Source organism: Pseudonocardia sp. (assembly GCF_025965585.1).
Classification (GTDB): domain Bacteria; phylum Actinomycetota; class Actinomycetes; order Mycobacteriales; family Pseudonocardiaceae; genus Pseudonocardia.
On record NZ_JAOPWR010000151.1, the window covers coordinates 12,655 to 38,187 of the forward strand.

The window sequence follows — 25,533 nt, forward strand, 5'->3', positions numbered from 1 at the left end:
CCGTCAGAGCTCGTCGATGCGGGCGCCGACCTGCTCCCAGGCCGCCCGCCACTCGCCGCGCTTCTCCTCGGCACGCGTGCGCTCCCGCTCCACCAGCCGCCCCGCCACGAAGACGACGAGCGCATCGGGCAGCTCGCCGAGCCCGTCGAGCAACTCGCGGATGCGCTGCTCGGCCACGCACGCGTCCTGGTGGTCGCCGAGCACCTCCTGCAGGACCGCGGTGGCGACGAGGAGCTGCTTGATCGACTTCCCGACGGGCGTCCGGCGCAGCCCCGGCTCCACCAGCTCGCCGGTGTAGCGGACGCGCTTCCCACGGATCCGCAGCGCGTGCAGCACCTCGTCGGGCGGGTTCTCGCCGGCCCTCGTGACGGCCTTGCGCAGCTTGTAGGCCTCCGCGCGGACGAGGTCGGCGAGCTCGGGCTGCACCTGCGTGGCGGACGGGGTGGGAAGGGGAAGCCGGATCGCGTCGACCAGCCGCTCCAGCAGCGCCGTGTAGCGGGGCGCCTCGAGCGCGGCCAGCATCTCCGCGCGGGCCGCGGCGCGCTCCTCCTCCAGCTCCGCGACGAGCACGCCGCCCGCCTTCTGCTCGCGCTCGGGCAGCGAGGCGATCTCACCGCGCAGTCGCAGCAGCATCACGTCGAGGTCGCGCACCGGTCCGAGCGCGGCGCCGAGCCAGCCCAGCTCCGCGCGCAGCCCGTCGGCCCACGCGGCGTCGAGCAGCGGGCGCGCGGCCTTCAACGCGGCCCGCATGCGGCGCACCGACACCCGCATCTGGTGCAGGTCCTCGATGTCCGCGCCGGAGCGCGTGCCCGGATCGTGCGCCATGAGGGCGCGCAGGCGCAGGTCCAGCGCCGCCCGGACGTGGTGGACGGGCGCGTCGGACGGCGCCGCGGTGAGCGGCTCGGGCAGCACGATCAGGGGGTGCGCGGAGGGGGAGGGCACGAGGGGCGAGCCTAGTTGGCGTGCAGCGCGGCGTTCAGAGCGATGCCGTCGCCCGTACGGGGGAGCACCTCGACACCGCCGGTCACCGAGTTGCGCCGGAAGAGCAGCCCGCTCTCCCCGGAGAGCGTGTGGGCCGCGATGACCCGCCCGTCCGGGAGCGTGACCTTCGTGCCCGCGGTGACGTAGAGCCCGGCCTCGATGATGCAGTCGTCGCCCAGGGAGATACCCACCCCGGCGTTGGCGCCCAGCAGGCAGCGTCGCCCGACCGAGATGACCTCCTTGCCGCCCCCCGACAGCGTGCCCATGATCGAGGCCCCGCCGCCGATGTCCGAGCCGTCGCCGACGACCACGCCTGCCGAGATGCGGCCCTCGACCATCGAGCTGCCGAGCGTGCCCGCGTTGAAGTTGACGAAGCCCTCGTGCATGACGGTGGTGCCCTCGGCGAGGTGCGCGCCGAGCCGCACGCGGTCGGCGTCGGCGATCCGGACGCCCGAGGGCAGCACGTAGTCGACCATCCGCGGGAACTTGTCGACGCCGTAGACCGTGACGGTGCCGCGGGCCCGCAGCCGCGCGCGCGTGAGCTCGAAGCCGGTGACCGCGCACGGCCCGTGGTTGGTCCACACCACGTTGGCGAGCAGGCCGAACTGGCCGTCGAGGTTCACCTCGTGCGGGGCGACGATCCGGTGGGAGAGCAGGTGCAGCCGCAGGTAGACGTCGTGGGTGTCGACGGGGGCGTCGGCCAGCGAGGCGATCGTGGTGCGCACGACCACCGTGGAGACGTCGCGCGCGCCGTCGGCGCCGGCCAGCGGCTCGAGGTCGGACATGAGGTCGTCCGCGTCCGGCCCGAGGGCGGGGGCTGGGTACCAGGTGTCGAGAACGATGCCGTCGGCGGTGACGGTGGCCAGGCCGGTGCCGGAGGCGCCCTCGTGGCGCGGTGCGGTGCTCACGGTGCACGACGCTAGTAGCCGCGGGCCCGACCGCCGTTCGCCGGGGTGTCCGATTCCATGATCAGCCCGGCTGGGGCATGAGCTGCACATATGCACCTCATGCGCGCAACCGGTGATCATGGCCGCGCCGCGTCCGGCGACAGGCGGCCGGTAGCGTCGGAGGCGTGGCTGCCGCGCACCTCGACCTCACCGCCGATCCCGTCGACCTCTGCGCCGCGCTGGTCGACGTCCGGAGCGTCTCGGGCGACGAGGCCGGGCTCGCCGACGCCGTCGAGGCCGCCCTGCGCGCGCAGGCCCCGCACCTGGAGGTGCTGCGCTCGGGGGACGCGGTGCTGGCGCGCACGCACCTGGGCCGGGACCGGCGCGTGCTGCTCGCCGGCCACCTCGACACCGTCCCGATCGCCGACAACGTGCCCGGGCACCGCGAGGGCGACCTGCTCTACGGCTGCGGCACCTCGGACATGAAGGCGGGCGACGCCGTCTTCCTGCACCTCGCGGCCACCGTCGCCGAGCCCCGCCACGACCTGACGCTGGTGTTCTACGACTGCGAGGAGGTCGAGGCCGCGCGCAACGGGCTGGGCCGCATCGAGCGCGAGCACCGCGCCTGGCTCGCCGCCGACCTCGCGATCCTCGGCGAGCCCACCAACGGCACCGTCGAGGCGGGCTGCCAGGGCACGCTGCGGGTGGAGATAACCACCCGCGGCCGCCGGGCGCACTCGGCGCGGTCCTGGTTGGGCACCAACGCCGTCCACGCCGCGGGGGAGGTGCTCGACCGGCTGCGCACCCACACCGCCCGCGACGTCGACATCGACGGCTGCGTCTACCGCGAGGGCCTGCAGGCCGTGAAGATCACGGGTGGGGTGGCCGGCAACGTCGTGCCCGACGAGTGCGTGGTGACGGTCAACTTCCGCTTCGCCCCCGACCGTGACGCCGCCGCGGCCGAGAGGCACGTCCGCGAGGTGTTCGACGGGTTCGAGCTGGTGCTCACCGACATGTCCCCGGGCGCGCTGCCCGGGCTCGCCGCTCCGGCCGCGCAGGAGTTCCTCGCCGCCACCGGCAGCGTCCCGTCGGCGAAGTACGGCTGGACCGACGTCTCCCGGTTCGCCGCGCTCGGCATCCCCGCGGTGAACTACGGCCCGGGCGACCCCAACCTCGCCCACACCCGCGAGGAGCACGTGGACACGCGCCTGATCACCGACGCGACGGCGGTGCTGCGCCGGTTCCTGGGGCCCTCACTACCCTGACGACCATGAGCACGAACGGGGCCGGGCGCCCCGACGAGAAGCAGCGCGGCCCCGTGGTCCTGCGCCGCGAGCGTCGCAACGAGGCCACCACCACCGACCAGCGGCTGCTGGACTCCCGCGGCCCCAGCGACTGGGTGCACACCGATCCCTGGCGTGTCATGCGCATCCAGGCCGAGTTCGTCGAGGGCTTCGGGATGCTGGCCGAGCTGCCGCGTGCCGTCACGGTGTTCGGCTCGGCGCGCACCCCGCGCGACCACGTCGAGTACGCGCAGGGCCGGGCGCTGGGCACCGCGCTCGCCGAGGAGGGCTTCGCGGTCATCACCGGTGGCGGACCGGGCGTCATGGAGGCCGCCAACAAGGGCTGCTCCGAGGCCGGCGGGCTCTCGGTGGGCCTGGGCATCGAGCTGCCGTTCGAGCAGGGCCTCAACGAGTGGGTCGACCTCGGCATCAACTTCCGCTACTTCTTCGCCCGCAAGACGATGTTCGTCAAGTACTCGCAGGCGTTCGTGTGCCTGCCCGGCGGCTTCGGCACGCTCGACGAGCTGTTCGAGGCGCTGACGCTGGTGCAGACGAAGAAGGTCACCAAGTTCCCCGTGGTGCTGCTGGGCACCGAGTACTGGGGCGGGCTCTACGACTGGATCTCCAAGACCGTGCTCGAGAGCGGCAAGGTGGGGGAGAAGGACCTGGCGCTGCTGCACCTCACCGACGACGTCGACGACGCCGTGCGAGTGGTGCACGACGCCTACAAGGCGTGGGAGCAGGCGCACTAGTGGCCGCCGCCGACGCGCTCCTGCCCGCGGAGGCGCAGTCGACACGAGCGGTCTGTGTCTACTGCGCGTCCGTCGAGGGCATCGCACCGCAGTACCTGGCGCTGGCCGCCGAGGTGGGCGGCGGGATCGCCGCCCGCGGCTGGAGCCTCGTGTCCGGTGGGGGGAAGCGGTCGATGATGGGCGCGGTAGCCGCGGCGGCGCGCGCGGGCGGAGCGCACACCACGGGGGTCATCCCGCGATCGCTCGTCGATCTCGAGTGGGCCGACCACGACTCCGACGAGCTGCTCGTCGTCGACACGATGCGGGAGCGCAAGGCGCTCATGGAGTCCCGGTCCGACGCGTTCCTGACGCTGCCCGGCGGCGTCGGCACGTGCGAGGAGCTGTTCGAGATCTGGACGTCGGGCTACCTGCGGTTGCACGCGAAGCCGGTGGTCCTGCTCGATCCCGACGGCCACTACGCCGGCCTGCTGGAGTGGGTCCGGAACCTGGGCGACCGTGGGTTCGTCCGGCCGGAGGCGATCGAGCGGCTCGTGGTCGCCACCGACGTCGACGCGGCGCTGGACGCCTGCGCGGCCCCGGTGGGCGTGCCACGATCGAGCCTGTGATCCGATTCGGCAGCCGCGTTCCCGCCCAGGACCGCGCGCTCGTCATGGCGATCGTCAACCGAACGCCCGACTCGTTCTACGACAAGGGTGCCACGTTCTCCGACGACGCGGCGATGGCCGCCGTCGACCGGTTCGTCGGTGAGGGTGCCGACATCATCGACATCGGCGGGGTCAAGGCCGGGCCGGGGTCCGACGTGGACGCCGCGGAGGAGATCCGCCGGGTGGTCCCGTTCGTCGCCGCGGTGCGCGAGCGCCACCCGGACGCCGTCATCAGCGTGGACACCTGGCGCGGCGAGGTCGGCCGCATCGCCGTCGCCGAGGGCGCCGACCTGCTCAACGACACCTGGGCGGGAGCCGATCCGACGCTCGGCGAGGTGGCCGCGGCGACCGGCGCCGGCATCGTCTGCTCGCACACCGGCGGGGCCGTGCCGCGGCGGCGCCCGCACCGCGTCCGCTACGCCGACATCGTGGCCGACGTGATCGCCGACGTGTGCGGTCAGGCCGAGAAGCTGGTGGCGCTGGGGGTGCCGAAAGAGGGGATCCTCATCGACCCCACCCACGACTTCGGCAAGAACACGTTCCACGGGCTCGCGCTGCTGCGCCACTGCGACGAGCTCGTCGCCACCGGCTGGCCGGTGCTGATGGCCTTGTCCAACAAGGATTTCGTCGGCGAGACGCTCGGCGCCGCCGACGTGACGGAGCGGCTGGAGGGCACGCTCGCGGCCACCGCGCTGGCAGCCGCGGCGGGAGCGCGCGTGTTTCGCGCCCACCAGGTGACGGCCACACGACGTACCGTGGACATGGTGGCGTCGATCGTGGGCACCCGCCCACCCGCACGCGCCGTACGAGCACTGGCTTGAGGGCCATGGATCGGCAGTACTGACGTAGATCCCTCTCGGCAACGGGGCCGACTCCCTTCCAGCACACGAGGAGAGCCCATGGACCCCGTCACCGAGAGGTGGTTCGCGCGCCGCACCTGGCAGGACCCGTCCTGGACCGTCGACGAGCTGGTGGCCGCCAAGGCCGGCCGCCGCGTGTCGGTGGTGCTGCCCGCGCTCGACGAGGAGGCCACGGTCGGGCCCATCGTCGCCGCGATCCTGCCCTTCACCCTGTCGACCGCCACCCATCCCGTCCCCCTGGTGGACGAGCTCGTGGTGGTGGACTCCGGCTCCACCGACCGCACCATCGAGGTCGCCACGGCCGCGGGTGCCCGCGTCGTGCGCCGCACCGACGTCGTCCCGGAGCTGGAGCCGTTCGCAGGCAAGGGCGAGGTGCTGTGGCGCTCGCTGGCCGCCACCACCGGCGACATCATCTGCTACATCGACTCCGACCTCATCGACTTCGACGCCGGTTTCGTCCCGGCGCTGCTGGGCCCGCTGCTGGTCGAGGAGGGCGTTGGCCTGGTCAAGGGCTTCTACCGGCGCCCGCTGCGGCTGGAAAGCAGCGAGGTGGACACCGGCGGCGGCCGGGTCACCGAGCTGCTCGTCCGGCCGCTGCTGGCCGCGCTGCGCCCCGAGCTCGCCGGCGTCGTCCAGCCGCTGGGCGGGGAGTACGCGGGCACCCGCGAGCTGCTGGAGTCGCTGCCGTTCGCGGCCGGGTACGGCGTCGAGATCGGGCTGCTGCTCGACACGCACACCGCCCACGGCCTCGACGCCATCGCGCAGGTCAACCTCGGCGTCCGCAAGCACCGCAACCGCTCGATGCTGCAGCTGGGCGTGATGGCGCGCCAGATCCTCGCCGCGGCGCTCGCCCGCTGCCGCAGGGACGACGACGGCGGAGCGCTGACCCAGTTCGTCCAGGTCGGCGGCGAGTGGCTGCCCTCCTCCACGCCCGTCGTGGTGGCCGAGCGGCCGCCGATGCGTGAGGTCCTGCGCCGGATCGGCTGAGCCCTGTGGTGGGATGGGTCGGGTGGGGACCGCGCTGATCTACCTGATCGTCGTCGTCGCGGTCGCGGCCGTCCTGTTCGGGCTCGCCGCCGCCGTGTTCGGGCGGGGCGAGGAGCTCGCGCCGCTGGCGCCTGGGGCCACCCCCACCCGGCTGCCCGCCGGGGAGATCGACGGCGAGGACGTCCGCGAACTGCGGTTCCCGCAGGCCGTCAGGGGATACCGGATGGCCGAGGTGGACTGGGTGCTCGACCGCCTCGCCGACGAGCTCGACCGGACGGGCATGGAGCGTGACGGACTGCTGGCCCGGGTCGCCGAGCTGGAGTCCGTGGCCGCCCGGAAGGAGGAGCAGTGAGCTCCCAGCGAGTCGAGCTGACCGTGCCGGTGGACGTCGACGCCCCCGCGCAGGCGGTGTGGGACGCCGTCACCGACTGGGCGGGGCAGGGCGAGTGGATGCTCGGCACCCGCGTCGCGGTCACCGGCGAGGGCGACGGCAGGCGCCTCGGGGCCAGGCTGAGCGCCTTCAGCGGGGTCGGCCCGCTCGGCTTCACCGACACGATGGAGATCGTCGAGTGGGAGCCTCCGAAGCGCTGCGTCGTCCGGCACACGGGCAACGTCGTGCGGGGCGACGGCGTGTTCGAGGTGGTCGAGCTGGGCCCGCAGCGCTCCCGCTTCCTCTGGACCGAGCTGCTCGACCTCCCGCTGGGCGCGCTGGGCCGGCTGGGCTGGCCGCTCGTGCGGTCGGCGTTCCGGGCCGGTGTGCTGTGGTCGCTGCACAGGATGGCCCGGCAGTGCGAGGAGCGGTACCGCGTCGGTGGGTGAGCTCACGAGGTGCGGCTGGGCCGGCTCGGCGCCGGAGTACAGCGCCTATCACGACGACGAGTGGGGCCGGCCCCTGCACGGCGTCACCGCGATGTTCGAGCGGCTGAGCCTGGAGGCGTTCCAATCGGGCCTGTCGTGGATCGTCATCCTGCGCAAGCGCCCGGCGTTCCGGTCCGCGTTCGCGGGCTTCGACCCCGAGGCGGTGGCCCGGTTCGGCGAGTCCGACGTGGAGCGGCTCCTCGGCGACACCGGGATCGTGCGCAACCGCTCCAAGATCGAGGCCACCGTCCACAATGCGCGTCAGGTGCTCGACCTGGAGACCCCGCTCGACGAGCTGCTGTGGTCGTTCGCGCCCGACCCGGCCACGCACCACCGCCCGGCCGACCTCTCCGAGGTGCCCGCCACCAGCGCGGAGTCGACGGCCATGGCGAAGGAGCTCAAGCGGCGCGGGCTGCGTTTCGTCGGGCCGACCACCTGCTACGCCCTCATGCAGGCCGCGGGCCTCGTCGACGACCACGTCCGCGACTGCTGGCGCGCTGCGTCGTAACGGACACGGAGGGTGAACTCACGGGCGGGTTGATCGCTCCGGTTTCGCCCCTGCCCGATGGATGAGGAAAGATGTTCGCAGCATCCCCGCCGTGCGCTCCCCTCGCGCAGCGGCACCGGCACGACCCGCACGACGACCCGCACCACACAGATGGAGGGAGCAGGAGAATGGCGGCGATGAAGCCCCGGACCGGTGACGGTCCCCTGGAGGTGACCAAGGAGGGTCGGGGCATCGTGATGCGCGTTCCTCTCGAGGGCGGCGGCCGCCTGGTCGTGGAGATGTCGGCCGAAGAGGCCAGCGACCTCGGCGACGCCCTGAAGGCCGCCTCCGGCTGAACCGATCCGAGACACGACGGCGCCGGTGCACTCAGTGCACCGGCGCCGTCGTCGTTCCCGGCCCGGGCGTGGGCGCGGCGGCTGCGCCGGTCAGACGAGCGACTCGTAGATCTCCACCGTGCGTGCCGCGGCGGTCTGCCAGGTGAAGTCGCGCTCGGCCCGCACCCGGCCCTCCGCCCCCATCGCCGCGGCGCGGGCGGGGTCGGCGAGCAGGGTGTTGACCGCGTCGGCGATGCCCGTGCGGAACGTCTCGACGTCGTGCTCGTCGAAGTGCACGAGCAGGCCCGTCTCGCCGTCGGCCACCACCTCGGGGATGCCCCCGACGTCAGACGCCACGACGGCCGTGCCGCAGGCCATCGCCTCCAGGTTCACGATGCCCAGCGGCTCGTACACCGACGGGCAGACGAACACGGTGGCCGCGGAGAGCAGCTGACGGATGTCGGCGGTCGGGAGCATGCCGCGCACCCAGATCACCCCGGGCCGTGACGCACTGAGCTCCGCGACGGCCTTCCCGGTCTCCTCGGCGATCTCCGGGGTGTCCGGCGCACCCGCGCACAGCACGATCTGGGCGTCGCGATCGATGTGGTGGGCGGCCGCCACGAGGTGGCCGACGCCTTTCTGCCGGGTGATCCGCCCGACGAACACGACGCTGGGTCGGTCCGGGTCGACGCCGGCCGCGCGCACGGCGTCGCGGGCGGGATCGGGGCGGTAGAAGGTCGTGTCGATGCCGTTGTGCACCACGTGCACGCGCGCCGGGTCGAGCGCCGGGTAGCAGTCCAGCACGTCGGTGCGCATGCCTGCGCTCACGGCGATGACGGCGTCCGAGTGCTCGTAGGACGTCCGCTCCACCCACGAGGAGAGCCGGTACCCGCCACCGAGCTGTTCGGCCTTCCACGGCCGTCTGGGCTCCAGCGAGTGGGCCGTGACGACGTGCGGGGTGCCGTGCAGGATCTTCGCGAGGTGGCCGGCCATGTTGGCGTACCAGGTGTGGGAGTGCGCGATGTCCACGCCCTCGAGGGCCGCCACCATCGACAGGTCGACTCCCAGGGTCTGCAGCGCGGGGTTGGCCTCCGCCAGCGCCCTGGACGGCCGGTGGGCGTACACGCCCGCCCGGCCCTCCCGGGGCTCGCCGAAGCAGTGGACGTCGACGTCGACGAGGTCGCGCAGCGCCGGGACGAGGTGTTCGACGTGCACCCCCGCCCCGCCGTAGACGTCGGGTGGGTACTCGCGGGTGAGCAGGCCGATGCGCACGTTCGGCACCGTAGGCCATCAGCAGCCTTTCGGGATGAGGAGTTCCCCGCCGTCGCCCGCTCCCTGTGGCCCGGCACGGTGTAGGAGCACTAGGGTCGGCACCGTGACCGGTGCCCGCATCTCGCCCGCCTCGCCGCGGGGTTTCTCGGCCAACGTGCTGGGCATCGTCCTGGCGGGCGGCGAGGGCAAGCGGCTGTGGCCGCTCACCGCCGACCGCGCCAAGCCCGGCGTCCCGTTCGGGGGCAACTACCGGCTGATCGACTTCGTGCTGTCCAACCTCGTCAACGCGGGGCTGCACCGCATCTGCGTGCTCACGCAGTACAAGTCGCACTCGCTCGACCGCCACATCTCCACCACCTGGCGCCTGTCGAGCGTGCTCGGGCAGTACATCACCACTGTGCCCGCGCAGCAGCGGCTCGGCCGCCGCTGGTACACCGGCAGCGCCGACGCGATCTTCCAGAGCCTCAACCTCGTCTACGACGAGCGGCCGGACTACATCGCGGTGTTCGGCGCCGACCACGTCTACCGCATGGACCCGGGCCAGATGATCGCCGCGCACATCGAGAGCGGCGCGGGCGTCACCGTCGCCGGCATCCGGGTGCCCCGCGCGGAGGCCAAGGCGTTCGGCTGCATCGCCTCCGACGAGTCGGGCAGGATCACCGAGTTCCTCGAGAAGCCGTCCGACCCGCCGCACGTGCCCGACGACCCCGACGTCACGTTCGCGTCGATGGGCAACTACGTGTTCACCACCGAGGCACTGCTCGACGCGCTGCGCGTGGACGCCGAGGACAACGACTCCGACCACGACATGGGCGGCGACATCATCCCGCAGCTGGTCGGACGGGGTGAGGCGAACGTCTACGACTTCGCCGACAACGTGGTGCCCGGCGCCACCGACCGCGACTCGGGCTACTGGCGCGACGTCGGCACGCTCGACGCCTACTACGAGGCGCACACCGACCTGGTGTCGGTGCACCCGATCTTCAATCTCTACAACGAGCGCTGGCCCATCCGCACGGCCATGGCGCCGCTGCCGCCCGCCAAGTTCGTGGAGGGCGGCATCGCGCAGGACTCGATCGTCGGGGCCGGCACGATCATCTCCGGCGCCATCGTGCGCCGGTCGGTCATCAGCCCGAACGTCCGCATCGAGGCCGGCGCCGAGGTGTCGGACTCGGTGGTGCTCCCGGGCACCGTCGTGCGCCGCGGGGCCGTGGTGCGCGGGGCGATCCTCGACAAGAACGTGGTGATCCCCGAGGGAGCCCTCGTGGGGGTGGACCTCGCCATGGACCGCGCCCGCTACACCGTCAGCCAGGGCGGCGTGGTCGTGCTGGGCAAGGGCGCCACCGCCCTCTAGACGCCACCGCCCTCTAGACACCGCCGCGCGAGACACCGCGCCGCGCGACGCTCAGCCGGTCTTCACCGCGGTGAGCACGCCGTCGCCGAGCGGGAGCAGCACCGGCGTCAGGCGCTCGTCATCGCGCACCTGGCGGGCCACCTCCCGCAGGGCGACGCTGCCGGCGTCCGCCGCGTCGGGATCGAGGGCACCCGGGGCCAGCACGCCCGCGAGCGCCACCACGCCGCCCGTGCGCAGCAGCCGGACGGCCTCGTCGAGGTAGCGGGGGTAGTCCACGGCGTCCGCGTCGACGAACACGAGGTCGTAGCCGCCGTCGGTGAGCCGCGGCAGCACCTCGAGGCCCATCCCGTTGATCAGCCGGAGCCGGGACGGCCCGTGGCCGTCCGCGACGAACGCCGCGCGGGCGGCCTTCTGGTGCTCGGGATCGACGTCGATCGAGGTCAGTACCCCGTCGGTGACCATGCCGCGCAGCAGCCACAGCCCGCTCACCCCGGCGCCCGTACCGATCTCCACCACGGCCTTCGCGCCGATCGCGGCCGCCAGGAAGCGCAGGCCCGTGCCCGCTCCGCCGCTCACCGGGATGCAGCCCAGCTCGTTTCCGCGGGTGCGCGCGGCGACCAGGACGTCGTCCTCGGCGAGGTAGCCTTCGACGAGCTCGCGCAACGCGTCCGGAGCGGTCATGGTCAAGAGGCTACTGGGCGGTGGTCGTGCTCCGCATTCACAGACTCTTCTCAGACCGTTCTCACACGTCTGTCACGGGGGTAGGGCACGTTGTGTGGTGTCGGCCTGGGTCGTAGGTCGGTGAGGAACCGGGAACATTCGGATCCGGAACCTCGTTCTCTCGACGGCACGACCCGCCGTAGGAGGTGCGACCCGACGATGACCGAGGGCTCAGCCACAGTGCTGGACGCAACAGCGCCCGTAGGCACGGTGCTGCCCGGCGAGGGCGCCGAATGGACGCCGCCGAGCTGGGACGAGGTCGTCCGTGAACACGGCGACCGCGTCTACCGCCTCGCCTACCGCCTCACCGGCAACCAGCACGACGCCGAGGACCTCACCCAGGAGACGTTCGTCCGGGTGTTCCGGTCGCTCGCGTCCTACAAGCCCGGCACGTTCGAGGGCTGGCTGCACCGGATCACCACCAACCTGTTCCTGGACATGGTGCGTCGCCGCGCCCGGATCCGGATGGAGGCGCTGCCCGACGACTCGGACCGCATCCCCGGCCAGGGGCCCGAGCCCGAGCAGGTCTTCTCCGAGACCCACCTCGACCCGATGCTCCAGGCCGCGCTCGACGAGCTGCCGCCGGAGTTCCGCGCCGCGGTCGTGCTCTGTGACGTGGAGGGCCTGTCCTACGAGGAGATCGGGGCCACCCTCGGGGTCAAACTGGGTACGGTGAGAAGCAGGATCCACCGCGGCCGGGCCGCACTGCGCAACTCCCTGGAGCGGCGCAGGGCCGAGTCGACGGTGGCGTCCGAGCAACTGGAGGAGGTTCGCGGGTGACAGTCGAGGGTCGACGGTTCTCGGTGACACTGCCGGACTGGGGGCAGGACCACCTGTCCCCGGAGGCCGTGGCCGCGTTCGTGGACGACGAGCTCGCCGACGGCCCCTTCGACCGTGCCACCCGGCATCTCGACGCCTGTCCGGACTGCGCGAACCAGGTGGCCGCGCAGGGGCAGGCCCGCTATGCCCTGCGCTCCGCGGGCGGCCCCAGCATGCCGTCCTCGCTGCTGAGCAGCCTCTGCTCCATCCCGCAGGACACCGATCTCTCCGATCTCCCCGACGCCCCCGCCGGCCTGGCCGTCACCCCCGACGGCACGCTCGTCTCGGTGCTGCGTCCCGAGCGGGTCGCTCCGGCGGCCGCCGCACCGGGCCTGTCGGGCCACCACGGACGCCGTCCGCCGTCGCGCCGCCTGCGCTTCGGTGCCGGAGCGGCCATGTCGGGCCTCGCGCTGGGTGCCATCGCACTCGGAGCCACCGGCGTGGCCAGCGACGCACCCGCCCACACCCCGCCGCGCGGGGTCTTCGACGGCTCCGTCCTCGGCGGCTCGGTCGTCGACGCGCAGCTGCGCATCACGCCCGCCACCGGATCCAGCCCCGCCACCGGATCCAGCCCCACCACCGAGGCCCCGGTCGACCAGCTCTACCACGTCCCGGGCTCCTTCCTGCGCCTGCCCTGATCGGGCACCCGGCTACGTGGACTTCACCGCCGTTGAGGCACCCTCATGGGCAGTCCCGTCCGCACCCCTGTCCAGGAGCGTCCCGCCGCGATGAACGAGCCCAGCCCCGCGGAGGAGCCCGTTCCGGCCGACGGTGAGCCACCCCGGCTCGGTCCGCGGCCGCTGTCCCGCCCGGTGGTCGACGAGGGCATCGCGCAGGTCTTCGGGCGTCCCGAGGGTGTCGAGGGCGGGTTCGCGTCGCCACCCGGGTCCACGGCCGCACCGCGCACCGCGCTCGCCCCGCCCCCGCACGCCGCGCTGGCCGTGGCGTTCGGGCGTCCCGAGCTGGGCGGCGACGCCCCGGCGGAGTCGCTGCAACGGCCCCCCACGAACGGGCACGGCCCGGCCGGCGGGGACGAGCCGTTCTGGGACGCCGACGCCGACCGCGATCCCTGGCGCGACCCGGACAGCACCGTGGCGCTGGGCGCACCGGCGGAGTCCGGCGCATCGGCGGCGGAGGCCCCGCGCGGTCCAGGTGCCCGGCTGAGCCTTCGCGAGGTGCTGTTCGGGCGCCGCGTGCACCCCCGGGCCCTCGCCGTGCTGGCCGTCCTCGCGCTGCTGGTCGGAGCGGCGGGTGGGCTCGTCGGGCGCTACACGGCCGAGGGCGCGGCCAGCCTCACCGAACCGGATCCCACCATCACGCAGGCGCTCCCGGGCAAGGAGCGGCCTCCCGGGTCGGTGGCCGACATCGCCCAGCGCACCGTGCCCGCCGTGGTCTCCATCGAGGTCCGGGTCGGCGACCAGGGCGGCAGTGGGTCGGGCGTGGTGATCGACCCGTCGGGCTACGTGCTCACGAACAACCATGTCGTCTCCGCGGCCGTCGGGGCCGACGGCGCGTCCATCGAGGCGATCTTCCACGACGGCACGCGCACCCCGGCCCGCATCGTCGGCCGCGACCCCAAGACCGACCTCGCCGTGGTCAAGGTGAACGTCGCCAACCCGGTGGTGGCCACGATCGGCTCGTCGGCGGGGCTCGCCGTCGGCGACGGCGTGATCGCCATCGGCTCGCCGTTCGGCCTGGCCGGCACCGTCACCGACGGCATCGTCAGCGCGGTCAACCGGCCCGTCCGGCTCGACGGCGGCGGCAGCGACACCAACGCGGTGATCGACGCGATCCAGACCGACGCGGCGATCAACCCCGGCAACTCCGGCGGCCCCCTCGTCGACTCCACCGGCGCCGTCGTGGGCATCAACACCGCCATCCGCAGCCTCGGGCAGGGCGACACCGGCGGTGAGGGCGGCTCGATCGGGCTCGGCTTCGCCATCCCCATCGACAGCGCCCGCGTCATCGCCGACGAGCTGATCAGGACCGGGGTGGTCAAGCACGCCGAGATCGGTGTCAACGCCCGCTCGGTCAGCGACTCCACCTCCGACGGCGCGCAGGTGGAGAACGTGCAGGCCGGTGGGGCGGCGGCGAAGGCCGGCATCGTCGAGGGCGACGTCATCGTCAAGGTCGGCGACCGCACCATCGGCGGCGCGGACGAGCTCGCCGTGGCCGTCTCGGAGCGCAAACCGGGCGACACCGTGCAGGTGCAGGTCCTGCGCGACGGACGTCCGCTGTCGTTGCCCGTGGTGTTGACCTCGGACTGACGTACGCTGACCCCATGTTCGAGAGCGTCGGCTGGGGAGAGATCCTCGTCCTGATCGTGGCCGGTCTCTTCATCCTGGGCCCTGAGCGGCTCCCCGGCGCTGCGGCCTGGCTGGGCCGTTCCATCCGGCAGGTCAAGGAGTACGCCAGCGGCGCCAAGGAGCAGCTGCGCGGCGAGCTCGGGCCCGAGTTCGACGAGCTGCGCAAGCCGCTCGAGGAGCTGCGGGGCCTGCGGAACTTCAACCCGCGCACCGCCGCCACCAACGCCCTGTTCGGCGACGACCAGCCGGTGAAGCCCAACGGCTTCGGCACCGCCCCGCAGAGCGCGACGAACGGCGCCAACGGTTCCACCAACGGCGGCGGCATCGACATGACGAAGCCCGCCCCGAAGGCGCTGGAGAAGAACGAGCGCCCCCCGATCGACGACGACGCCACGTAGGCGCCGTCGCCGGTCTCGTCGGTCGGTCTCGTCAGCCGGCGAGCAGCGGGGGACGCCGCAGGTGCCAGTCCGTCGCCTGCTGGTACGCGTGGGCCGCCGCGAGCACCGCGCCGTCCGCGTGGCGGGGGCCGACGATCTGCAGGCCCACCGGGAGCTGCCCGCCCGGTCCCGGCACGAACCCGCACGGCACGCTCGCGGCCGGCTGCTGGGTCATGTTGAACGGATAGGTGAACGGCGTCCAGGACGTCCAGCGCTCGCGCGGCCAGCCCGCCGGCACCTCCACGCCCTTCTCGAACGCCGGGATCGGCAGCGTCGGGGTGAGCAGCAGGTCGTAGCGGGAGTGGAACTCGCCCATGAGGATGCCGAGCTCGTTGCGCACGGCCATCGCGCCGAGGTACTCGAGTGCCGAGGTGCGCGCGCCCTGCTCGGCCACCTCGACGAGACCCGGGTCCATCCGCGCCCGCTGCTCGGGTGTCACGTTCTCGATCGACTTCGCGGCGCCTGCGAACCAGAGCGTCTCGAACGCCGCGACGGGGTCGGCGAACCCGGGCTCGGCCTCCTCGACCCGCGCGCCGAGGGCGGCGAACACCTCCACCGCCGCGGCGAACGCGGCCGCGACACCGGGGTCGACCTGCGCGTACCCGAGCGCCGGGCTGACGGCGATGCGCAGCCCCGCCATCGGGTCCCCGAGCCGCTCGACGGTCGAGGTTGGCGGCGCGAGCGCCCACGGGTCACGGGGGTCGGCGCCGCACATGACGTCGAGCAGCAGCGCCGCGTCGGCGGCCGTGCGCGTCATCGGGCCGGCGTGCGCGAGCGTGCCGAACGGGCTGGCCGGGTAGAGCGGAGCGCGCCCGTAGGTCGGCTTGATCGTGCTGATGCCGCTGAAGCCGGCCGGGATGCGCACCGAGCCACCGCCGTCGGTGCCCAATGAGAGCGGCGCCATTCCGAGCGCGACGGCCGCGGCGCTGCCGCCCGACGAGCCTCCGGACGTGCGTGACGGGTCCCACGGGTTCCCGGTGACGCCCGTCAGCGGGTTGTCGGTGACGCCCTTCCAGCCGAGCTCCGGGGTGGTGGTCTTGCCGACGACCACCCCGCCGTGGGCGAGCACCCGCGCGACGACGGGCGCGTCGACGTCCCACGGCCCGGCGGGGTCGATCGAGTGCGAGCCGCGCAGCGTGGGCAGGGCCCGGGTGAGGAACAGGTCCTTCACCGACACCGGCACGCCGTCGAGGCGGCCCTGCGGCTCGCCCCGCTGCCAGCGCTTCTCCGACGCCCGCGCGGCGTCCAGAGCGGCGTCCGCGTCGAGCAGGCAGAACGCGTTGACCTCAGGGTCGAGCCGGACGATGCGGTCGAGTACGGCCTGGGTGGCGGTGACGGGGGAGAGGTCGCCGGTCCGGTACGCGGCGAGCAGCTCGGCCGCGGTGAGGTCGGCCGCGCTGCGGGCGACGGTCGGGCTGGTCATGAGGAACCTCCGCTGCCGATGGACGGGCTCGTGACCTCGCCCGAGGTGACGTAGCCGAGCGACTTGTCCACCACGTTGTGGAGGGGGTCGCCCGCGCGGTAGCGGGCGAGGTTGGCGGTGAACACGTCGGCGAGCGCGTCGCGCCAGCCGACGGTGTCCCCCGATATGTGCGGCGAGACGATCACGCCAGGCAGGTCCCACAGGGGAGAGTCCGCCACGAGCGGCTCCTGCGCCACCACGTCGAGTGCGGCACCGGCGATCCGGCCCTCGCGCAGCGCGTCGACCAGATCGGGTTCGACGACGAGGCCGCCGCGCCCGACGTTGATCACGCGGGCGCTCGGGGGTAGCGCGGCGAGCGCGGCGGCGTCGAGCATGCCGCGGGTGGCGTCGGTGAGCGGCGCGGCGAGCACCAGCCAGTCGGTGCGGGGGAGCATCTCGGGCAGGGCGTCGAACGCGTGGATGCCCTCGGCCGCGCGGCGCCCGACCAGGTCGACGGCGATCCCGACGGCACCGAGCATCCGGGCGATCGCGTGCCCGATCGGCCCGCTCCCGACCACCACGGCACGCGTGCCCGCCACGCCCTGGGTCTCGCGATGGCGCCACGCGTGCTGCGCCTGCGCCGCGAGCGTGCCGCCGAGGTCCTTGGCCATCGCGAGCACCAGCCCCAGCACGTACTCGGCCATCGGCACGTCGAACACGCCGCGGGAGTTGGTGAGTACGACGTCGGAGTCCAGCAGGCCGGGGAACATCAGCCGGTCGACGCCCGCGCTGGCGGTGTGCACCCAGCGCAGGGCGCTCGTGTCGGTGCCGGGCCAGGCGTCGCGGACGGCGTCGGAGAGGAAGTCCCAGACGAGCAGCACCTCCGTGCCGGGCAGCGCCGCCGCCAGCGAGGCGGCGTCGGTGACGAGGCGCGGGGCATCGAGACCGAGGGAGCGGGCAGGGTCGTCGGCGGCGTGCAGCACGGTGACCGTCGGCAGTGACGTCGTTCGACTGGTGGGCCGCTGAGCTGCGGAAACGGGCAAGCGAGGCGTCCTTCCGGGCGTCGGGCCCTGATGTTTGACACGTTAGGAACCTCTCGTATGATTGTCAACAATCCGCGGCGCTGCGGGCCGTCAGTCATCTCGTTACAGCCCCCCACTACCGCCGGGAGTGGCACCACATGTCGAAGTTCATCCGGATCAGCCTCGAGAAGCGCGGCGTCTCCTGCGTCGCCGAGCTCCTCGAGAAGGAAGCTCCCCGCACCTGCGCAGCGGTCTGGGAGGCGCTCGGTGAGGGTCCGCTCGGCGGCCCCGCGCAGCACGCCAAGTACGCCCGCAACGAGGTGTACTCGATCGTGCGCCGGTTCGGCCCGAAGATCGGCCACGAGAACACCACCGTCACCCCCATCCCCGGCGACGTCTGCTACTTCGACTTCTCCGGCGGCGTGCTCGACGCGTCCTTCAAGGAGGACCAGGGCATCGACCAGGCCGAGGGCGGCATCGACCTCGCGATCTTCTACGGCCGCAACAACCTCCTCATCAACGGCGATGTCGGCTGGGTGCCGGGCAACGTCTACGCCACGATCATCGAGGGGCTGCCCGGCATGGCCGAGGCGTGCCACGACGTCTGGCGTTCGGGCAGCGTGGGCGAGAAGCTCGTCTACTCGCGGCTCGAGGCCGTCTCCCCCTCCTCCGACGCCGGCTAGGGGCGCGCCGTGCCCACCGAGCTGTCGGTCGGCCATACCGAACCCGCTGGTCAGCACGGGATCGGGGTCGTCGCACCGTTCGACTTCGCGCTCGACCGCGAGCTGTGGCGCTGGGTGCCCGAGGACATCTCGCTGTACCTCACCCGGCTGCCGTTCTTCACCACGCCGATGACCGTCGAGATGGCGGTGGCCTGCGGCGACCGGCGGGCGATGCGCCGCGCCACCCGTGACGTCCTCACTCCCGAGCCCGCGGTCGTCGCGTACGCGTGCACGTCGGGCAGCTTCGTGGACGGAGCGCTCGGGGAGCAGGTGCTGCGCCGCACGATGCTCGACGCCGGCGCGCCCGCGGCCTGCACCACGTCGGGGGCGCTGATCGACGCGCTCGCGGTGCTCGGCGTGAACCGGATCGCCATCGCCACGCCCTACGTCGAGCCGGTCACCCGCCGTCTCGTCGGGTTCCTCGCCGAGAACGGCGTGCGCACCGTGTCGTGCGAGGGGCTGGGGCTGCTCGGCAACATCTGGCGCGTCACCTACGCGCAGGTCGTCGAGATCGTCCGGGCCGCCGACACCGACGCGGCCGAGGCGCTGTTCATCAGCTGCACCAACGTGCCGACCTACGACCTCATCGAGCCGCTCGAACAGGCGCTCGGCAAGCCCGTGCTCACCGCCAACCAGGTCACCATGTGGGCCGCGCTGCGCGCCATGGGCCGCGAGGCGGTGGGCGGCGGGCGGTTGCTGGCCGCCGGCCTCGACGGCCCGGTCGGCATCGCACCCGTGGACGGCCCCGGTCTGGTGGCCGTCCCCGACCCGACAACCACGTCAGGAGCTGCATGACCACCGTAGGCATCCTCTACCCCGGCTACTCCGCGGAGGACGACTACCCGCTCGCGGAGTCGCTGCTCGGCGGGCCGGCGCTGCCGCTGGTGCACACCGAGATGCGCGAGGACGCCCACCGCGTCGACGCGCTGCTCGACATCGGCGGCGACGACGTGCTCTCGGCCGGGTTCAAGGAGCTCCCGCAGCCGCTCGACGCGATCGTGTGGGCCTGCACCAGCGGCAGCTTCGTCTTCGGCTGGGACGGTGCCGCCGAGCAGGTCGCGGCGCTGCGGGCCACGGCCGGGGTGCCGGCGTCGAGCACGTCGTTCGCGTTCGTCGACGCGTGCGCCCACCTGGGTGTCACGAAGGTGGCGGTCGGCGCCACCTACCCCGACGACGTGGCCGCGCGGTTCGTCGACTTCCTCGCCTCGGCCGCCATCGAGGTGCTGACGCTGTCCTCGCGCGGGATCGTCACCGCCGCTGAGGTGGGCACGCTCCCCGAGGAGACCGTGCTCGACTTCGCCGCGGCCGCCGACCACGCCGACGCCCAGGCGGTGCTGCTGCCCGACACGGCTCTGCACACCATCGGCCTGCTCGACGCTCTGGAGGCCCGCGTCGGCAAGCCGGTGCTGACGGCCAACCAGGTCAGCATCTGGCAGGGCCTGCGGCTCGCCGGGGCGGCCGAACCTCGATCGGGACTCGGGGCGCTCTTCGCCTCATGACGGAATGACGGAGTCCACCCGATGATGGATCTCACCAGCCTGGAGCCGGTCGAGCGCCGCTCCACCGCCGCGATCGTGGCCGACCGTCTCCGTGAGGCGATCATGCGCGGCACGTTCCCGCCGGGCACCCAGCTCGGCGAGGTGGAGATCGCCACCCGCCTCGGGGTGAGCCGCGGGCCGCTCCGCGAGGCCATGCAGTGGCTCGTCGCGGAGGGGCTGCTGCGCAGCGTGCGCAACCGCGGGTTGTTCGTCCGCGACCTCGACGCAGCCGACGTCCGCGACGTCTACGCGGCCCGTGCCGCCGTCGAGCGGGCGGCGGGGCTGCTGCTCATCGCGGGCGACCGGGAGGCGGCCGTGACCCGGCTCAGCGCGTCCCTCGCCGCGATGGAGGCCGCCGCGGGCGACCCCGTGGCCCTGGCCGACGCCGACCACGCCTTCCACCACGAGCTCGTGGCCGCGTCGGGCAGCCCGCGGCTGCAGCGGATGGCCGACACGCTGCTCGTCGAGACGCGGATGTGCCTGGCCGCGCTGCAGGACAACCCGCCCCCGGCCGCGGACCTCCTCGCCGAGCACCGCGCCCTGCTCGCGGCCGTGCGCGACGGGGACGCGGAGAAGCTCACGCGGGTGCTGGAGGCCCACATGGCCGACGCGGTGGACCGGATCCTGGCCCCGGTCGCGGCCCCCACGACGCCGGTGATGCCCTCGGGCTCGGTCCCCGCCTGACCGCGAGTCGACACGATCCGGCGTGCGAGTCGGCACGATCTGGCGCCGCGGTCTTGCTCCCGGACGGCCGCCGTGCTTCCATCGCTGTGGATTGTCAACAATCCGACAACCTGAGGAGCGTCCCGCATGGCCCAGCTGTCCCCCCTCCTGAAGCAGGCGACGCCGGTGCAGGTCGCGCGCGGCGAGGGCGTGTACCTCCACGACACCGACGGCCGCCGCCACCTGGACTTCACCGCCGGCATCGGTGTCACCAGCACCGGTCACTGCCACCCCCGTGTGGTCGCGGCGGCGCAGGAGCAGGTCGCCACACTGATCCACGGCCAGTACACGACCGTCATGCACCAGCCGCTGCTGAAGCTGGCCGAGCGCCTCGGCGACGTGCTGCCCCCCGCCCTGGACAGCGTGTTCTTCCTCAACTCGGGCAGCGAGGCCGTCGAGGCGTCGGTGCGGTTGGCCCGCCACGCCACCGGCCGCGCGACGATAGTCGCGTTCGACGGCGGCTTCCACGGCCGCACGATGGGCGCCGCGGCGCTCACCACGTCCGGCTCGAAGATCCGGGCCGGCATCGGCCCGATGATGGGCGGCACCGCGTTCGCGCCGTTCCCGTACGCGTTCCGCTACGGCTGGAGCGAGGAGGAGACGGTCGCGTTCTGCCTGCGCGAGCTCGACCGGCTGCTGGTCACGGCCGCCCCGGCGTCGGACGTCGCGGCGTTCATCGTGGAGCCGGTGCTGGGCGAGGGCGGCTACGTGCCGACGCCGCCTGCGTTCCTGGAGGGCCTGCGGGAGCGCGCCGACGCCCACGGCATCCTGCTCATCGCCGACGAGGTGCAGACGGGCTTCGGGCGCACCGGGAAGTTCTGGGGCCACCAGTTCTCCTCGATCACCCCGGACATCCTCATCACGGCCAAGGGCCTGGCGTCCGGCTTCCCACTCTCGGGCATCGCCGCCTCGGCGGAGCTGATGGCCAAGGCCAGGCCGGGCTCGCAGGGCGGCACCTACGGCGGCAACGCGGTGGCCTGTGCGGCCGCGCTCGCCACGCTGGACGTCATCGAGGACGAGGGCCTCGTCGCCAACGCGAGGGCGCAGGGACTGCGTCTGCGCGACGGCCTGCGCAAGGTGGCGGCCGACCACCCCGGCATCGCCGACGTCCGTGGCCTGGGGCTGATGGTGGGCAACGAGTTCTGCACGCCCGACGGAGCCCCCGACGCGGCGGCGGCCACCCGGGCGCACGCGGCGGCGGCGGAGAAGGGCCTGCTGCTGCTGACCTGCGGCCCGTGGGGCAACGTCGTGCGCATGATCCCGCCGCTGATCGTCACGGCGGATCAGGTGGACGAGGGCGTGGGCCTGTGGTCCGAGGCGGTCGCCGCAGTCTCCTGAGACGACGAACGGCACCTCTCGTCGGAGAGGTGCCGTTCGTTCACGCGATCTTCTACTTCTTGACCGGGCTGATGTTCAGGCTCATGCCGGCCAGGCCCCGTGCCCGCGTCGTCAGCTTCGTGGCGATGCCCAGCAGGGCCTTCGCCGCGGGGGCCCCGGGGTCGGCCAGGACGATCGGGGTGCCGGCGTCGCCGCACTCGCGGAGCCTGGTCTCCAGGGGCACCTGGCCCAGCAGCGCGACGGGGGCGCCGAGGCTCGTGGTCAGCGAGTCGGCCACGGTCTGGCCGCCGCCGTTGCCGAAGACCTCCATGCGGCTGCCGTCGGGCAACTCCATCCAGCTCATGTTCTCGATGACGCCCGCGATGCGCTGGCGCGTCTGCAGCGCGATGGAGCCTGCGCGCTCGGCCACCTCGGCAGCGGCCTGCTGCGGCGTGGTGACCACGAGCAGCTCGGCGCTGGGCAGCAGCTGCGCGGTGGAGATCGCGATGTCGCCGGTGCCCGGGGGGAGGTCCAGCAGCAGGACGTCGAGGTCGCCCCAGTAGACGTCGGCGAGGAACTGCTGCAGCGCGCGGTGCAGCATCGGGCCGCGCCAGACGACCGCCTCGTTGCCGGGCGTGAACATGCCGATCGAGATGACCTTCACGCCGTGCGCCTGCGGCGGCATGATCATGTTCTCGACCTTGGTGGGCACGTCGGTGGTGCCCAGCATCCGCGGCACCGAGTGGCCGTAGATGTCGGCGTCCACCACGCCGACCGAGAGTCCGCGCGCGGCCATCGCCGCGGCCAGGTTGACCGTGACCGACGACTTGCCGACGCCGCCCTTGCCCGACGCCACGCAGTAGACGCGGGTGAGCGAGCCGGGCTGGGCGAACGGGATGACCGGGTCGGCGCTGTCGCCGCGCAGGCCCTTGCGCAGCTCGGTGCGCTGCTCGTCGCTCATGACGTCGAGCTCCACCTCGACCCCGGTGATGCCTGCGACCGCCGTCACCGCCGCGGTGACCCGCTTCGTGATCGTGTCGCGCATGGGGCAGCCGGCCACCGTGAGGTACACGCCGACATGCGCCAGACCCTCGGGGGACACCGCGACGCCTTTGACCATGCCGAGCTCGGTGATCGGCTTGTGGATCTCGGGGTCCTCGACGCCCGCGAGTGCGGCGTGGACGGCCTCTTCGAGGGTGGTGGTGCTTCCGCTGGTGGACATCAGAGAGTTCCGGTGACCCTTCTTGGTTGAGCGCGGCCACGGATTCCGCCGCGACCCGCCCCATGCTACGTCCGTGCCAGCGGGCACCCGCGGCCGTAGGATGTTCGCGGTGACCGACATCGCGGCCCCGCCGTCCACCGACGTCATGGCCGGTGCAGCACAAGGCCGTCAGAGCCCCACCCGGGATCAGCTGGCGGCCTGGAGGTCGTTCCTCCGTGCCCACGCCACCATCACGCGCATGCTCGAGACCGAGCTCCTCGCCGAGCAGAAGCTGTCGCTGGCCGCCTACGACGTGCTGGTGCAGCTCGCGGAGGCGCCCGAGCGCCGGCTGCGGATGACCGAGCTCGCCGACGCCGTGCTGCTGTCGAGGTCGGGCGTCACGCGGCTCGTCGACCGGATGGAGAAGGCGGAGCTCGTGTCACGCTGCCGCGTCGAGTCCGACGGCCGCGGCGTGGCGGCCCAGCTCACCGACGCCGGTCTGTCGCGCCTGCGGGTGGCCTCGCGCACGCACCTCTCCGGCGTGGTGCGCCACTTCGCCGCCCCGCTCGACGATGACGACCTCGCCGCACTGGAGCGCATCAGTCGCCTTCTGGCCGACTGATCCGGATCTTGCGCCCGCGGCCGCGGTCGGCCGGCTTCTCGTCGAGGCGGTCCAGCAGCTTCTCCAGCTCGCTGCGCAGGTACTCGCGCGTGACCACCTCGCCGACGGCCAGGCGCAGGGCCACGAGCTCGCGGGCCAGGTACTCGGTGTCGGCCTTGGTGCGCTCGGCGCGGGCGCGGTCCTCCTCCAGCGAGACCCGGTCGCGGTCGTCCTGCCGGTTCTGCGCCAGCAGGATCAGCGGCGCGGCGTAGGCGGCCTGGGTGGAGAAGGCCAGGTTGAGCAGGATGAACGGGTAGGGGTCCCATTGCCATTTCACCGCCACCACGTTCAGCGCGATCCACACGAGGACGATCACCGTCTGGATCGCGAGGAACCGGCCCGTGCCGAGGAACCGGGCGATGCGCTCCGAGATCCGCGCGAACCCGTCCGGGTCGATCTCGAACCTGCCGCGCCCCAGCCGGGGCTGGTCGAGCTTCCGCCGCTGGGTGATCTCAGGCATCAGCCACCTCGGTGGGGTCGTGGGCGCTGATCTCTCCGTGCCTGTCGCGGCCGTCGTCGGTGAGGCGGTCGCGCCAGTCGTGGGGCAGCAGGTGTTCCAGCACGTCGTCGACGGTGACGGCGCCGAGCAGGTGCTCCTCGCCGTCGACCACCGGACCGGCGACGAGGTTGTACGCCGCCAGGTAGCGCGTGATCTCGGGCAGCGTCGCCTGCGGTGAGAGCCGGGCCAGGTCCGTGTCGACGACGCCGGCCACGAGGCCGGACGGCGCCTCACGCAGCAGCCGCTGGACGTGCGCGCAGCCGAGGTAGCGACCGGTGGGTGTCTCGGTCGGCGGCCGGCAGACGAACACCATGCTCGCCAGCGCAGGCGGGATGTCGGGGTTGCGGATGCGCGCGAGCGCCTCGGCGACTGTGGCGTCGGGCCGCAGGATGATCGGCTCCGGGGTCATCAGACCGCCCGCGGTGTCCGAGGAGTAGGTCAGCAGCCGCCGCACCGGCTCCGACTCGCCCGGCTCCATCAGGGCCAGCAGGGCGTCCGCGTCGGCGTCGGAGAGCTCGCCGAGCAGGTCGGCGGCGTCGTCGGGGGACATGGCCTCGAGCACGTCCGCGGCGCGCTCGGAGTCGAGATGCTCCAGCAGGGTGCGCTGGTCGGCCTCGGACATCTCCTCGAAGACGTCCGCGAGCCGCTCGTCGTCCAGGGAGTCGATGACCTCGTGCTGGCGCTTCTCGGGTAGCCCCAGCAGCGTCGAGGCGATGTCGGCGGGGCGCATGGTCTCGAAGACCGACAGCAGGCCCGCGGTGCCCTGCCGGTCGGTGAGCGTCAGTCCGGAGACGGCGGTCCAGCTCACCACCTGCACCTGCCCGCGGCGCGCGAGCCGGTGGCGGCGGCCCCGCACCGCGAGACGGCCCACGATCCAGTCCCGCGAGCGCGTCTGCTCGATGGCGGCGTCGACGACCACGGCCTCGAGCCCGGAGTCCCCCATCCTCACCGGCGCGTCGAGCATCTGGCCGACGACCAGGATCTCGTTGGGGTGCTGGGCGAACCCGCGCAGGCTCACCGAACCGGTGGCCAGCGTGACCGCGCCGGGATCGATCGTGGTGACCCGCAGCATCGGCACGAAGATCCGCCGCCGCGTGACCATCTCGACCACCATGCCCAGCACCCGTGGCGGGCTCGCGTCGACCCGCAGCGACACGGCGAGATCGCGCACCTTGCCGATGCGCTCACCGTCCGGGCCGAAGACGGGCAAGCCGACCAGCTGTGCCACGAAGACCCGATCGGCGCCCATGGGCGAGAGCCTAGAAGGGGTGCTCTCCTGACGCCGCGGAGGAACCCCGTCGTGCCCGGTCGGTCCGTTTCGGGATGACCAGGAGCAGCAGGCGCGCGGTAGCGCGACGATCCGACCTCGCGTGGGTGAGAAGCCAATCACCCCGGGGCCCGCGGAGGCGGCGGCCGTGCCAGCATCGTGCAACCGTGGCGAGCAACGCGCCGATCTCACCGAGGAG

The 25,533-nt window shown here is 73.1% G+C and carries 29 protein-coding genes; 20 read left to right on the plus strand and 9 right to left on the minus strand.

The window, feature by feature from the left end:
- Positions 1-3 precede the first annotated feature (3 nt).
- Positions 4-942, minus strand: a complete 939-nt coding sequence (locus JWR81_RS09380) for a CHAD domain-containing protein (RefSeq protein ID WP_297649511.1) — start codon at positions 940-942, stop codon at positions 4-6.
- An 11-nt stretch (positions 943-953) separates the two neighbouring features.
- Complete coding sequence (dapD, locus tag JWR81_RS09385; protein ID WP_297649513.1) at positions 954-1,889, minus strand: 2,3,4,5-tetrahydropyridine-2,6-dicarboxylate N-succinyltransferase; 936 nt, start codon at positions 1,887-1,889, stop codon at positions 954-956.
- 164 nt (positions 1,890-2,053) lie between these two features.
- On the opposite strand from dapD, the gene dapE reads away from it, so the two are divergent.
- From dapE to JWR81_RS09430, 9 genes are all read left to right on the plus strand, one after another.
- Positions 2,054-3,133, plus strand: coding sequence for a succinyl-diaminopimelate desuccinylase (gene dapE, locus JWR81_RS09390; protein ID WP_297649515.1), 1,080 nt, complete (start codon positions 2,054-2,056; stop codon positions 3,131-3,133).
- 5 nt (positions 3,134-3,138) lie between these two features.
- Positions 3,139-3,903: a TIGR00730 family Rossman fold protein gene (locus JWR81_RS09395; protein WP_297649517.1), complete on the plus strand. Its 765-nt coding sequence runs from the start codon at positions 3,139-3,141 to the stop codon at positions 3,901-3,903.
- On the plus strand, positions 3,903-4,508 hold the full coding sequence (locus tag JWR81_RS09400) for a TIGR00730 family Rossman fold protein (protein ID WP_297649519.1): 606 nt from the start codon (positions 3,903-3,905) through the stop codon (positions 4,506-4,508). Before JWR81_RS09395 ends, JWR81_RS09400 begins: the two co-directional genes overlap by 1 nt.
- Positions 4,509-4,552: 44 nt before the next feature.
- Entirely contained in the window at positions 4,553-5,368 is an 816-nt protein-coding gene (gene folP / locus JWR81_RS09405; protein ID WP_297649602.1) for a dihydropteroate synthase, read from the plus strand.
- Between the two features lie 78 nt (positions 5,369-5,446).
- Positions 5,447-6,394, plus strand: coding sequence for a glucosyl-3-phosphoglycerate synthase (locus JWR81_RS09410; protein WP_297649521.1), 948 nt, complete (start codon positions 5,447-5,449; stop codon positions 6,392-6,394).
- 22 nt (positions 6,395-6,416) lie between these two features.
- The gene (locus tag JWR81_RS09415) at positions 6,417-6,746 is read left to right on the plus strand and encodes a DivIVA domain-containing protein (RefSeq protein ID WP_297649523.1); all 330 of its coding nucleotides are present in this window, start codon (positions 6,417-6,419) and stop codon (positions 6,744-6,746) included.
- Positions 6,743-7,213 (plus strand): SRPBCC family protein, encoded by a 471-nt coding sequence (locus JWR81_RS09420; protein WP_297649525.1) that lies wholly within the window; start codon positions 6,743-6,745, stop codon positions 7,211-7,213. Before JWR81_RS09415 ends, JWR81_RS09420 begins: the two co-directional genes overlap by 4 nt.
- Positions 7,206-7,760, plus strand: coding sequence for a DNA-3-methyladenine glycosylase I (locus tag JWR81_RS09425; protein ID WP_297649527.1), 555 nt, complete (start codon positions 7,206-7,208; stop codon positions 7,758-7,760). The genes JWR81_RS09420 and JWR81_RS09425 overlap by 8 nt, the downstream gene beginning before the upstream one ends.
- Before the next feature lie 167 nt (positions 7,761-7,927).
- Positions 7,928-8,095, plus strand: a complete 168-nt coding sequence (locus JWR81_RS09430; protein WP_084211001.1) for a DUF3117 domain-containing protein — start codon at positions 7,928-7,930, stop codon at positions 8,093-8,095.
- Positions 8,096-8,185: 90 nt separating this feature from the next.
- Here JWR81_RS09430 and glgA read toward each other — a convergent pair whose 3' ends face one another.
- Positions 8,186-9,346 carry a glycogen synthase gene (gene glgA / locus JWR81_RS09435; RefSeq protein WP_297649529.1) on the minus strand — a complete coding sequence of 387 codons (1,161 nt, stop codon included), beginning with the start codon at positions 9,344-9,346 and terminating at the stop codon, positions 8,186-8,188.
- Positions 9,347-9,449: 103 nt separating this feature from the next.
- Here glgA and glgC point away from each other — a divergent pair, with 103 nt between their 5' ends.
- On the plus strand, positions 9,450-10,700 hold the full coding sequence (glgC, locus tag JWR81_RS09440; protein WP_297649531.1) for a glucose-1-phosphate adenylyltransferase: 1,251 nt from the start codon (positions 9,450-9,452) through the stop codon (positions 10,698-10,700).
- A gap of 51 nt (positions 10,701-10,751) precedes the next feature.
- On the opposite strand, the gene JWR81_RS09445 is transcribed toward glgC, so the two are convergent.
- Positions 10,752-11,381 carry an O-methyltransferase gene (locus tag JWR81_RS09445; protein WP_297649534.1) on the minus strand — a complete coding sequence of 210 codons (630 nt, stop codon included), beginning with the start codon at positions 11,379-11,381 and terminating at the stop codon, positions 10,752-10,754.
- A gap of 198 nt (positions 11,382-11,579) precedes the next feature.
- Here JWR81_RS09445 and sigE point away from each other — a divergent pair, with 198 nt between their 5' ends.
- The 4 genes from sigE to tatB all read left to right on the plus strand — a co-directional run bounded on the left by sigE (position 11,580) and on the right by tatB (position 14,943).
- Complete coding sequence (sigE, locus tag JWR81_RS09450) at positions 11,580-12,200, plus strand: RNA polymerase sigma factor SigE (protein ID WP_297649537.1); 621 nt, start codon at positions 11,580-11,582, stop codon at positions 12,198-12,200.
- Complete coding sequence (locus JWR81_RS09455; protein WP_297649539.1) at positions 12,197-12,877, plus strand: hypothetical protein; 681 nt, start codon at positions 12,197-12,199, stop codon at positions 12,875-12,877. The genes sigE and JWR81_RS09455 overlap by 4 nt, the downstream gene beginning before the upstream one ends.
- Before the next feature lie 90 nt (positions 12,878-12,967).
- Positions 12,968-14,506, plus strand: a complete 1,539-nt coding sequence (locus JWR81_RS09460; RefSeq protein ID WP_297649541.1) for a trypsin-like peptidase domain-containing protein — start codon at positions 12,968-12,970, stop codon at positions 14,504-14,506.
- 14 nt (positions 14,507-14,520) lie between these two features.
- The gene (tatB, locus tag JWR81_RS09465) at positions 14,521-14,943 is read left to right on the plus strand and encodes a Sec-independent protein translocase protein TatB (RefSeq protein WP_297649543.1); all 423 of its coding nucleotides are present in this window, start codon (positions 14,521-14,523) and stop codon (positions 14,941-14,943) included.
- Between the two features lie 31 nt (positions 14,944-14,974).
- Here tatB and JWR81_RS09470 read toward each other — a convergent pair whose 3' ends face one another.
- Both JWR81_RS09470 and JWR81_RS09475 read right to left on the minus strand, forming a co-directional pair.
- Positions 14,975-16,405 carry an amidase gene (locus tag JWR81_RS09470; RefSeq protein ID WP_297649545.1) on the minus strand — a complete coding sequence of 477 codons (1,431 nt, stop codon included), beginning with the start codon at positions 16,403-16,405 and terminating at the stop codon, positions 14,975-14,977.
- A complete protein-coding gene (locus JWR81_RS09475) occupies positions 16,402-17,367 on the minus strand; it encodes a D-2-hydroxyacid dehydrogenase (protein WP_297649604.1) in 966 nt (321 codons plus the stop codon). The genes JWR81_RS09470 and JWR81_RS09475 overlap by 4 nt, the downstream gene beginning before the upstream one ends.
- A 197-nt stretch (positions 17,368-17,564) precedes the next feature.
- Between JWR81_RS09475 and JWR81_RS09480 the strand changes: the two genes are divergently transcribed.
- The 5 genes from JWR81_RS09480 (at position 17,565) to JWR81_RS09500 (ending at position 21,727) form a co-directional block, all read left to right on the plus strand.
- A complete protein-coding gene (locus JWR81_RS09480) occupies positions 17,565-18,089 on the plus strand; it encodes a DUF3830 family protein (protein WP_297649547.1) in 525 nt (174 codons plus the stop codon).
- Positions 18,090-18,098: 9 nt separating this feature from the next.
- Complete coding sequence (locus JWR81_RS09485; protein WP_297649549.1) at positions 18,099-18,923, plus strand: Asp/Glu racemase; 825 nt, start codon at positions 18,099-18,101, stop codon at positions 18,921-18,923.
- Positions 18,920-19,627, plus strand: a complete 708-nt coding sequence (locus JWR81_RS09490) for a maleate cis-trans isomerase (protein WP_297649551.1) — start codon at positions 18,920-18,922, stop codon at positions 19,625-19,627. The genes JWR81_RS09485 and JWR81_RS09490 overlap by 4 nt, the downstream gene beginning before the upstream one ends.
- Positions 19,628-19,651: 24 nt before the next feature.
- Positions 19,652-20,350, plus strand: a complete 699-nt coding sequence (locus JWR81_RS09495; RefSeq protein WP_297649553.1) for a GntR family transcriptional regulator — start codon at positions 19,652-19,654, stop codon at positions 20,348-20,350.
- A 126-nt stretch (positions 20,351-20,476) separates the two neighbouring features.
- The gene (locus JWR81_RS09500) at positions 20,477-21,727 is read left to right on the plus strand and encodes an aminotransferase class III-fold pyridoxal phosphate-dependent enzyme (protein ID WP_297649555.1); all 1,251 of its coding nucleotides are present in this window, start codon (positions 20,477-20,479) and stop codon (positions 21,725-21,727) included.
- Between the two features lie 52 nt (positions 21,728-21,779).
- Here the strand turns inward: JWR81_RS09500 and JWR81_RS09505 are convergent, their stop codons facing one another.
- On the minus strand, positions 21,780-22,928 hold the full coding sequence (locus tag JWR81_RS09505) for an Mrp/NBP35 family ATP-binding protein (RefSeq protein WP_297649557.1): 1,149 nt from the start codon (positions 22,926-22,928) through the stop codon (positions 21,780-21,782).
- A gap of 145 nt (positions 22,929-23,073) precedes the next feature.
- Here JWR81_RS09505 and JWR81_RS09510 point away from each other — a divergent pair, with 145 nt between their 5' ends.
- Positions 23,074-23,529, plus strand: a complete 456-nt coding sequence (locus JWR81_RS09510) for a MarR family transcriptional regulator (protein ID WP_297649606.1) — start codon at positions 23,074-23,076, stop codon at positions 23,527-23,529.
- Here the strand turns inward: JWR81_RS09510 and JWR81_RS09515 are convergent.
- Entirely contained in the window at positions 23,507-24,028 is a 522-nt protein-coding gene (locus JWR81_RS09515) for a DUF1003 domain-containing protein (protein ID WP_297649559.1), read from the minus strand. The two genes, JWR81_RS09510 and JWR81_RS09515, sit on opposite strands and share 23 nt — an antisense overlap.
- Complete coding sequence (locus JWR81_RS09520; protein WP_297649560.1) at positions 24,021-25,316, minus strand: CBS domain-containing protein; 1,296 nt, start codon at positions 25,314-25,316, stop codon at positions 24,021-24,023. Before JWR81_RS09520 ends, JWR81_RS09515 begins: the two co-directional genes overlap by 8 nt.
- Positions 25,317-25,533 lie beyond the last annotated feature (217 nt).

Coding starts and splice junctions, on each gene's coding strand:
- JWR81_RS09395 (WP_297649517.1), top strand. CDS start 3,139: ATGAGCACGAACGGGGCCGGGCGCCCCGACGAGAAGCAGCGCGGCCCC.
- folP (WP_297649602.1), top strand. CDS start 4,553: ATGGCGATCGTCAACCGAACGCCCGACTCGTTCTACGACAAGGGTGCC.
- JWR81_RS09410 (WP_297649521.1), top strand. CDS start 5,447: ATGGACCCCGTCACCGAGAGGTGGTTCGCGCGCCGCACCTGGCAGGAC.
- JWR81_RS09430 (WP_084211001.1), top strand. CDS start 7,928: ATGGCGGCGATGAAGCCCCGGACCGGTGACGGTCCCCTGGAGGTGACC.
- JWR81_RS09445 (WP_297649534.1), bottom strand. CDS start 11,381: ATGACCGCTCCGGACGCGTTGCGCGAGCTCGTCGAAGGCTACCTCGCC.
- sigE (WP_297649537.1), top strand. CDS start 11,580: ATGACCGAGGGCTCAGCCACAGTGCTGGACGCAACAGCGCCCGTAGGC.
- JWR81_RS09460 (WP_297649541.1), top strand. CDS start 12,968: ATGAACGAGCCCAGCCCCGCGGAGGAGCCCGTTCCGGCCGACGGTGAG.
- tatB (WP_297649543.1), top strand. CDS start 14,521: ATGTTCGAGAGCGTCGGCTGGGGAGAGATCCTCGTCCTGATCGTGGCC.
- JWR81_RS09470 (WP_297649545.1), bottom strand. CDS start 16,405: ATGACCAGCCCGACCGTCGCCCGCAGCGCGGCCGACCTCACCGCGGCC.
- JWR81_RS09480 (WP_297649547.1), top strand. CDS start 17,565: ATGTCGAAGTTCATCCGGATCAGCCTCGAGAAGCGCGGCGTCTCCTGC.
- JWR81_RS09490 (WP_297649551.1), top strand. CDS start 18,920: ATGACCACCGTAGGCATCCTCTACCCCGGCTACTCCGCGGAGGACGAC.
- JWR81_RS09495 (WP_297649553.1), top strand. CDS start 19,652: ATGGATCTCACCAGCCTGGAGCCGGTCGAGCGCCGCTCCACCGCCGCG.
- JWR81_RS09500 (WP_297649555.1), top strand. CDS start 20,477: ATGGCCCAGCTGTCCCCCCTCCTGAAGCAGGCGACGCCGGTGCAGGTC.
- JWR81_RS09505 (WP_297649557.1), bottom strand. CDS start 22,928: ATGTCCACCAGCGGAAGCACCACCACCCTCGAAGAGGCCGTCCACGCC.
- JWR81_RS09510 (WP_297649606.1), top strand. CDS start 23,074: ATGGCCGGTGCAGCACAAGGCCGTCAGAGCCCCACCCGGGATCAGCTG.
- JWR81_RS09515 (WP_297649559.1), bottom strand. CDS start 24,028: ATGCCTGAGATCACCCAGCGGCGGAAGCTCGACCAGCCCCGGCTGGGG.
- JWR81_RS09520 (WP_297649560.1), bottom strand. CDS start 25,316: ATGGGCGCCGATCGGGTCTTCGTGGCACAGCTGGTCGGCTTGCCCGTC.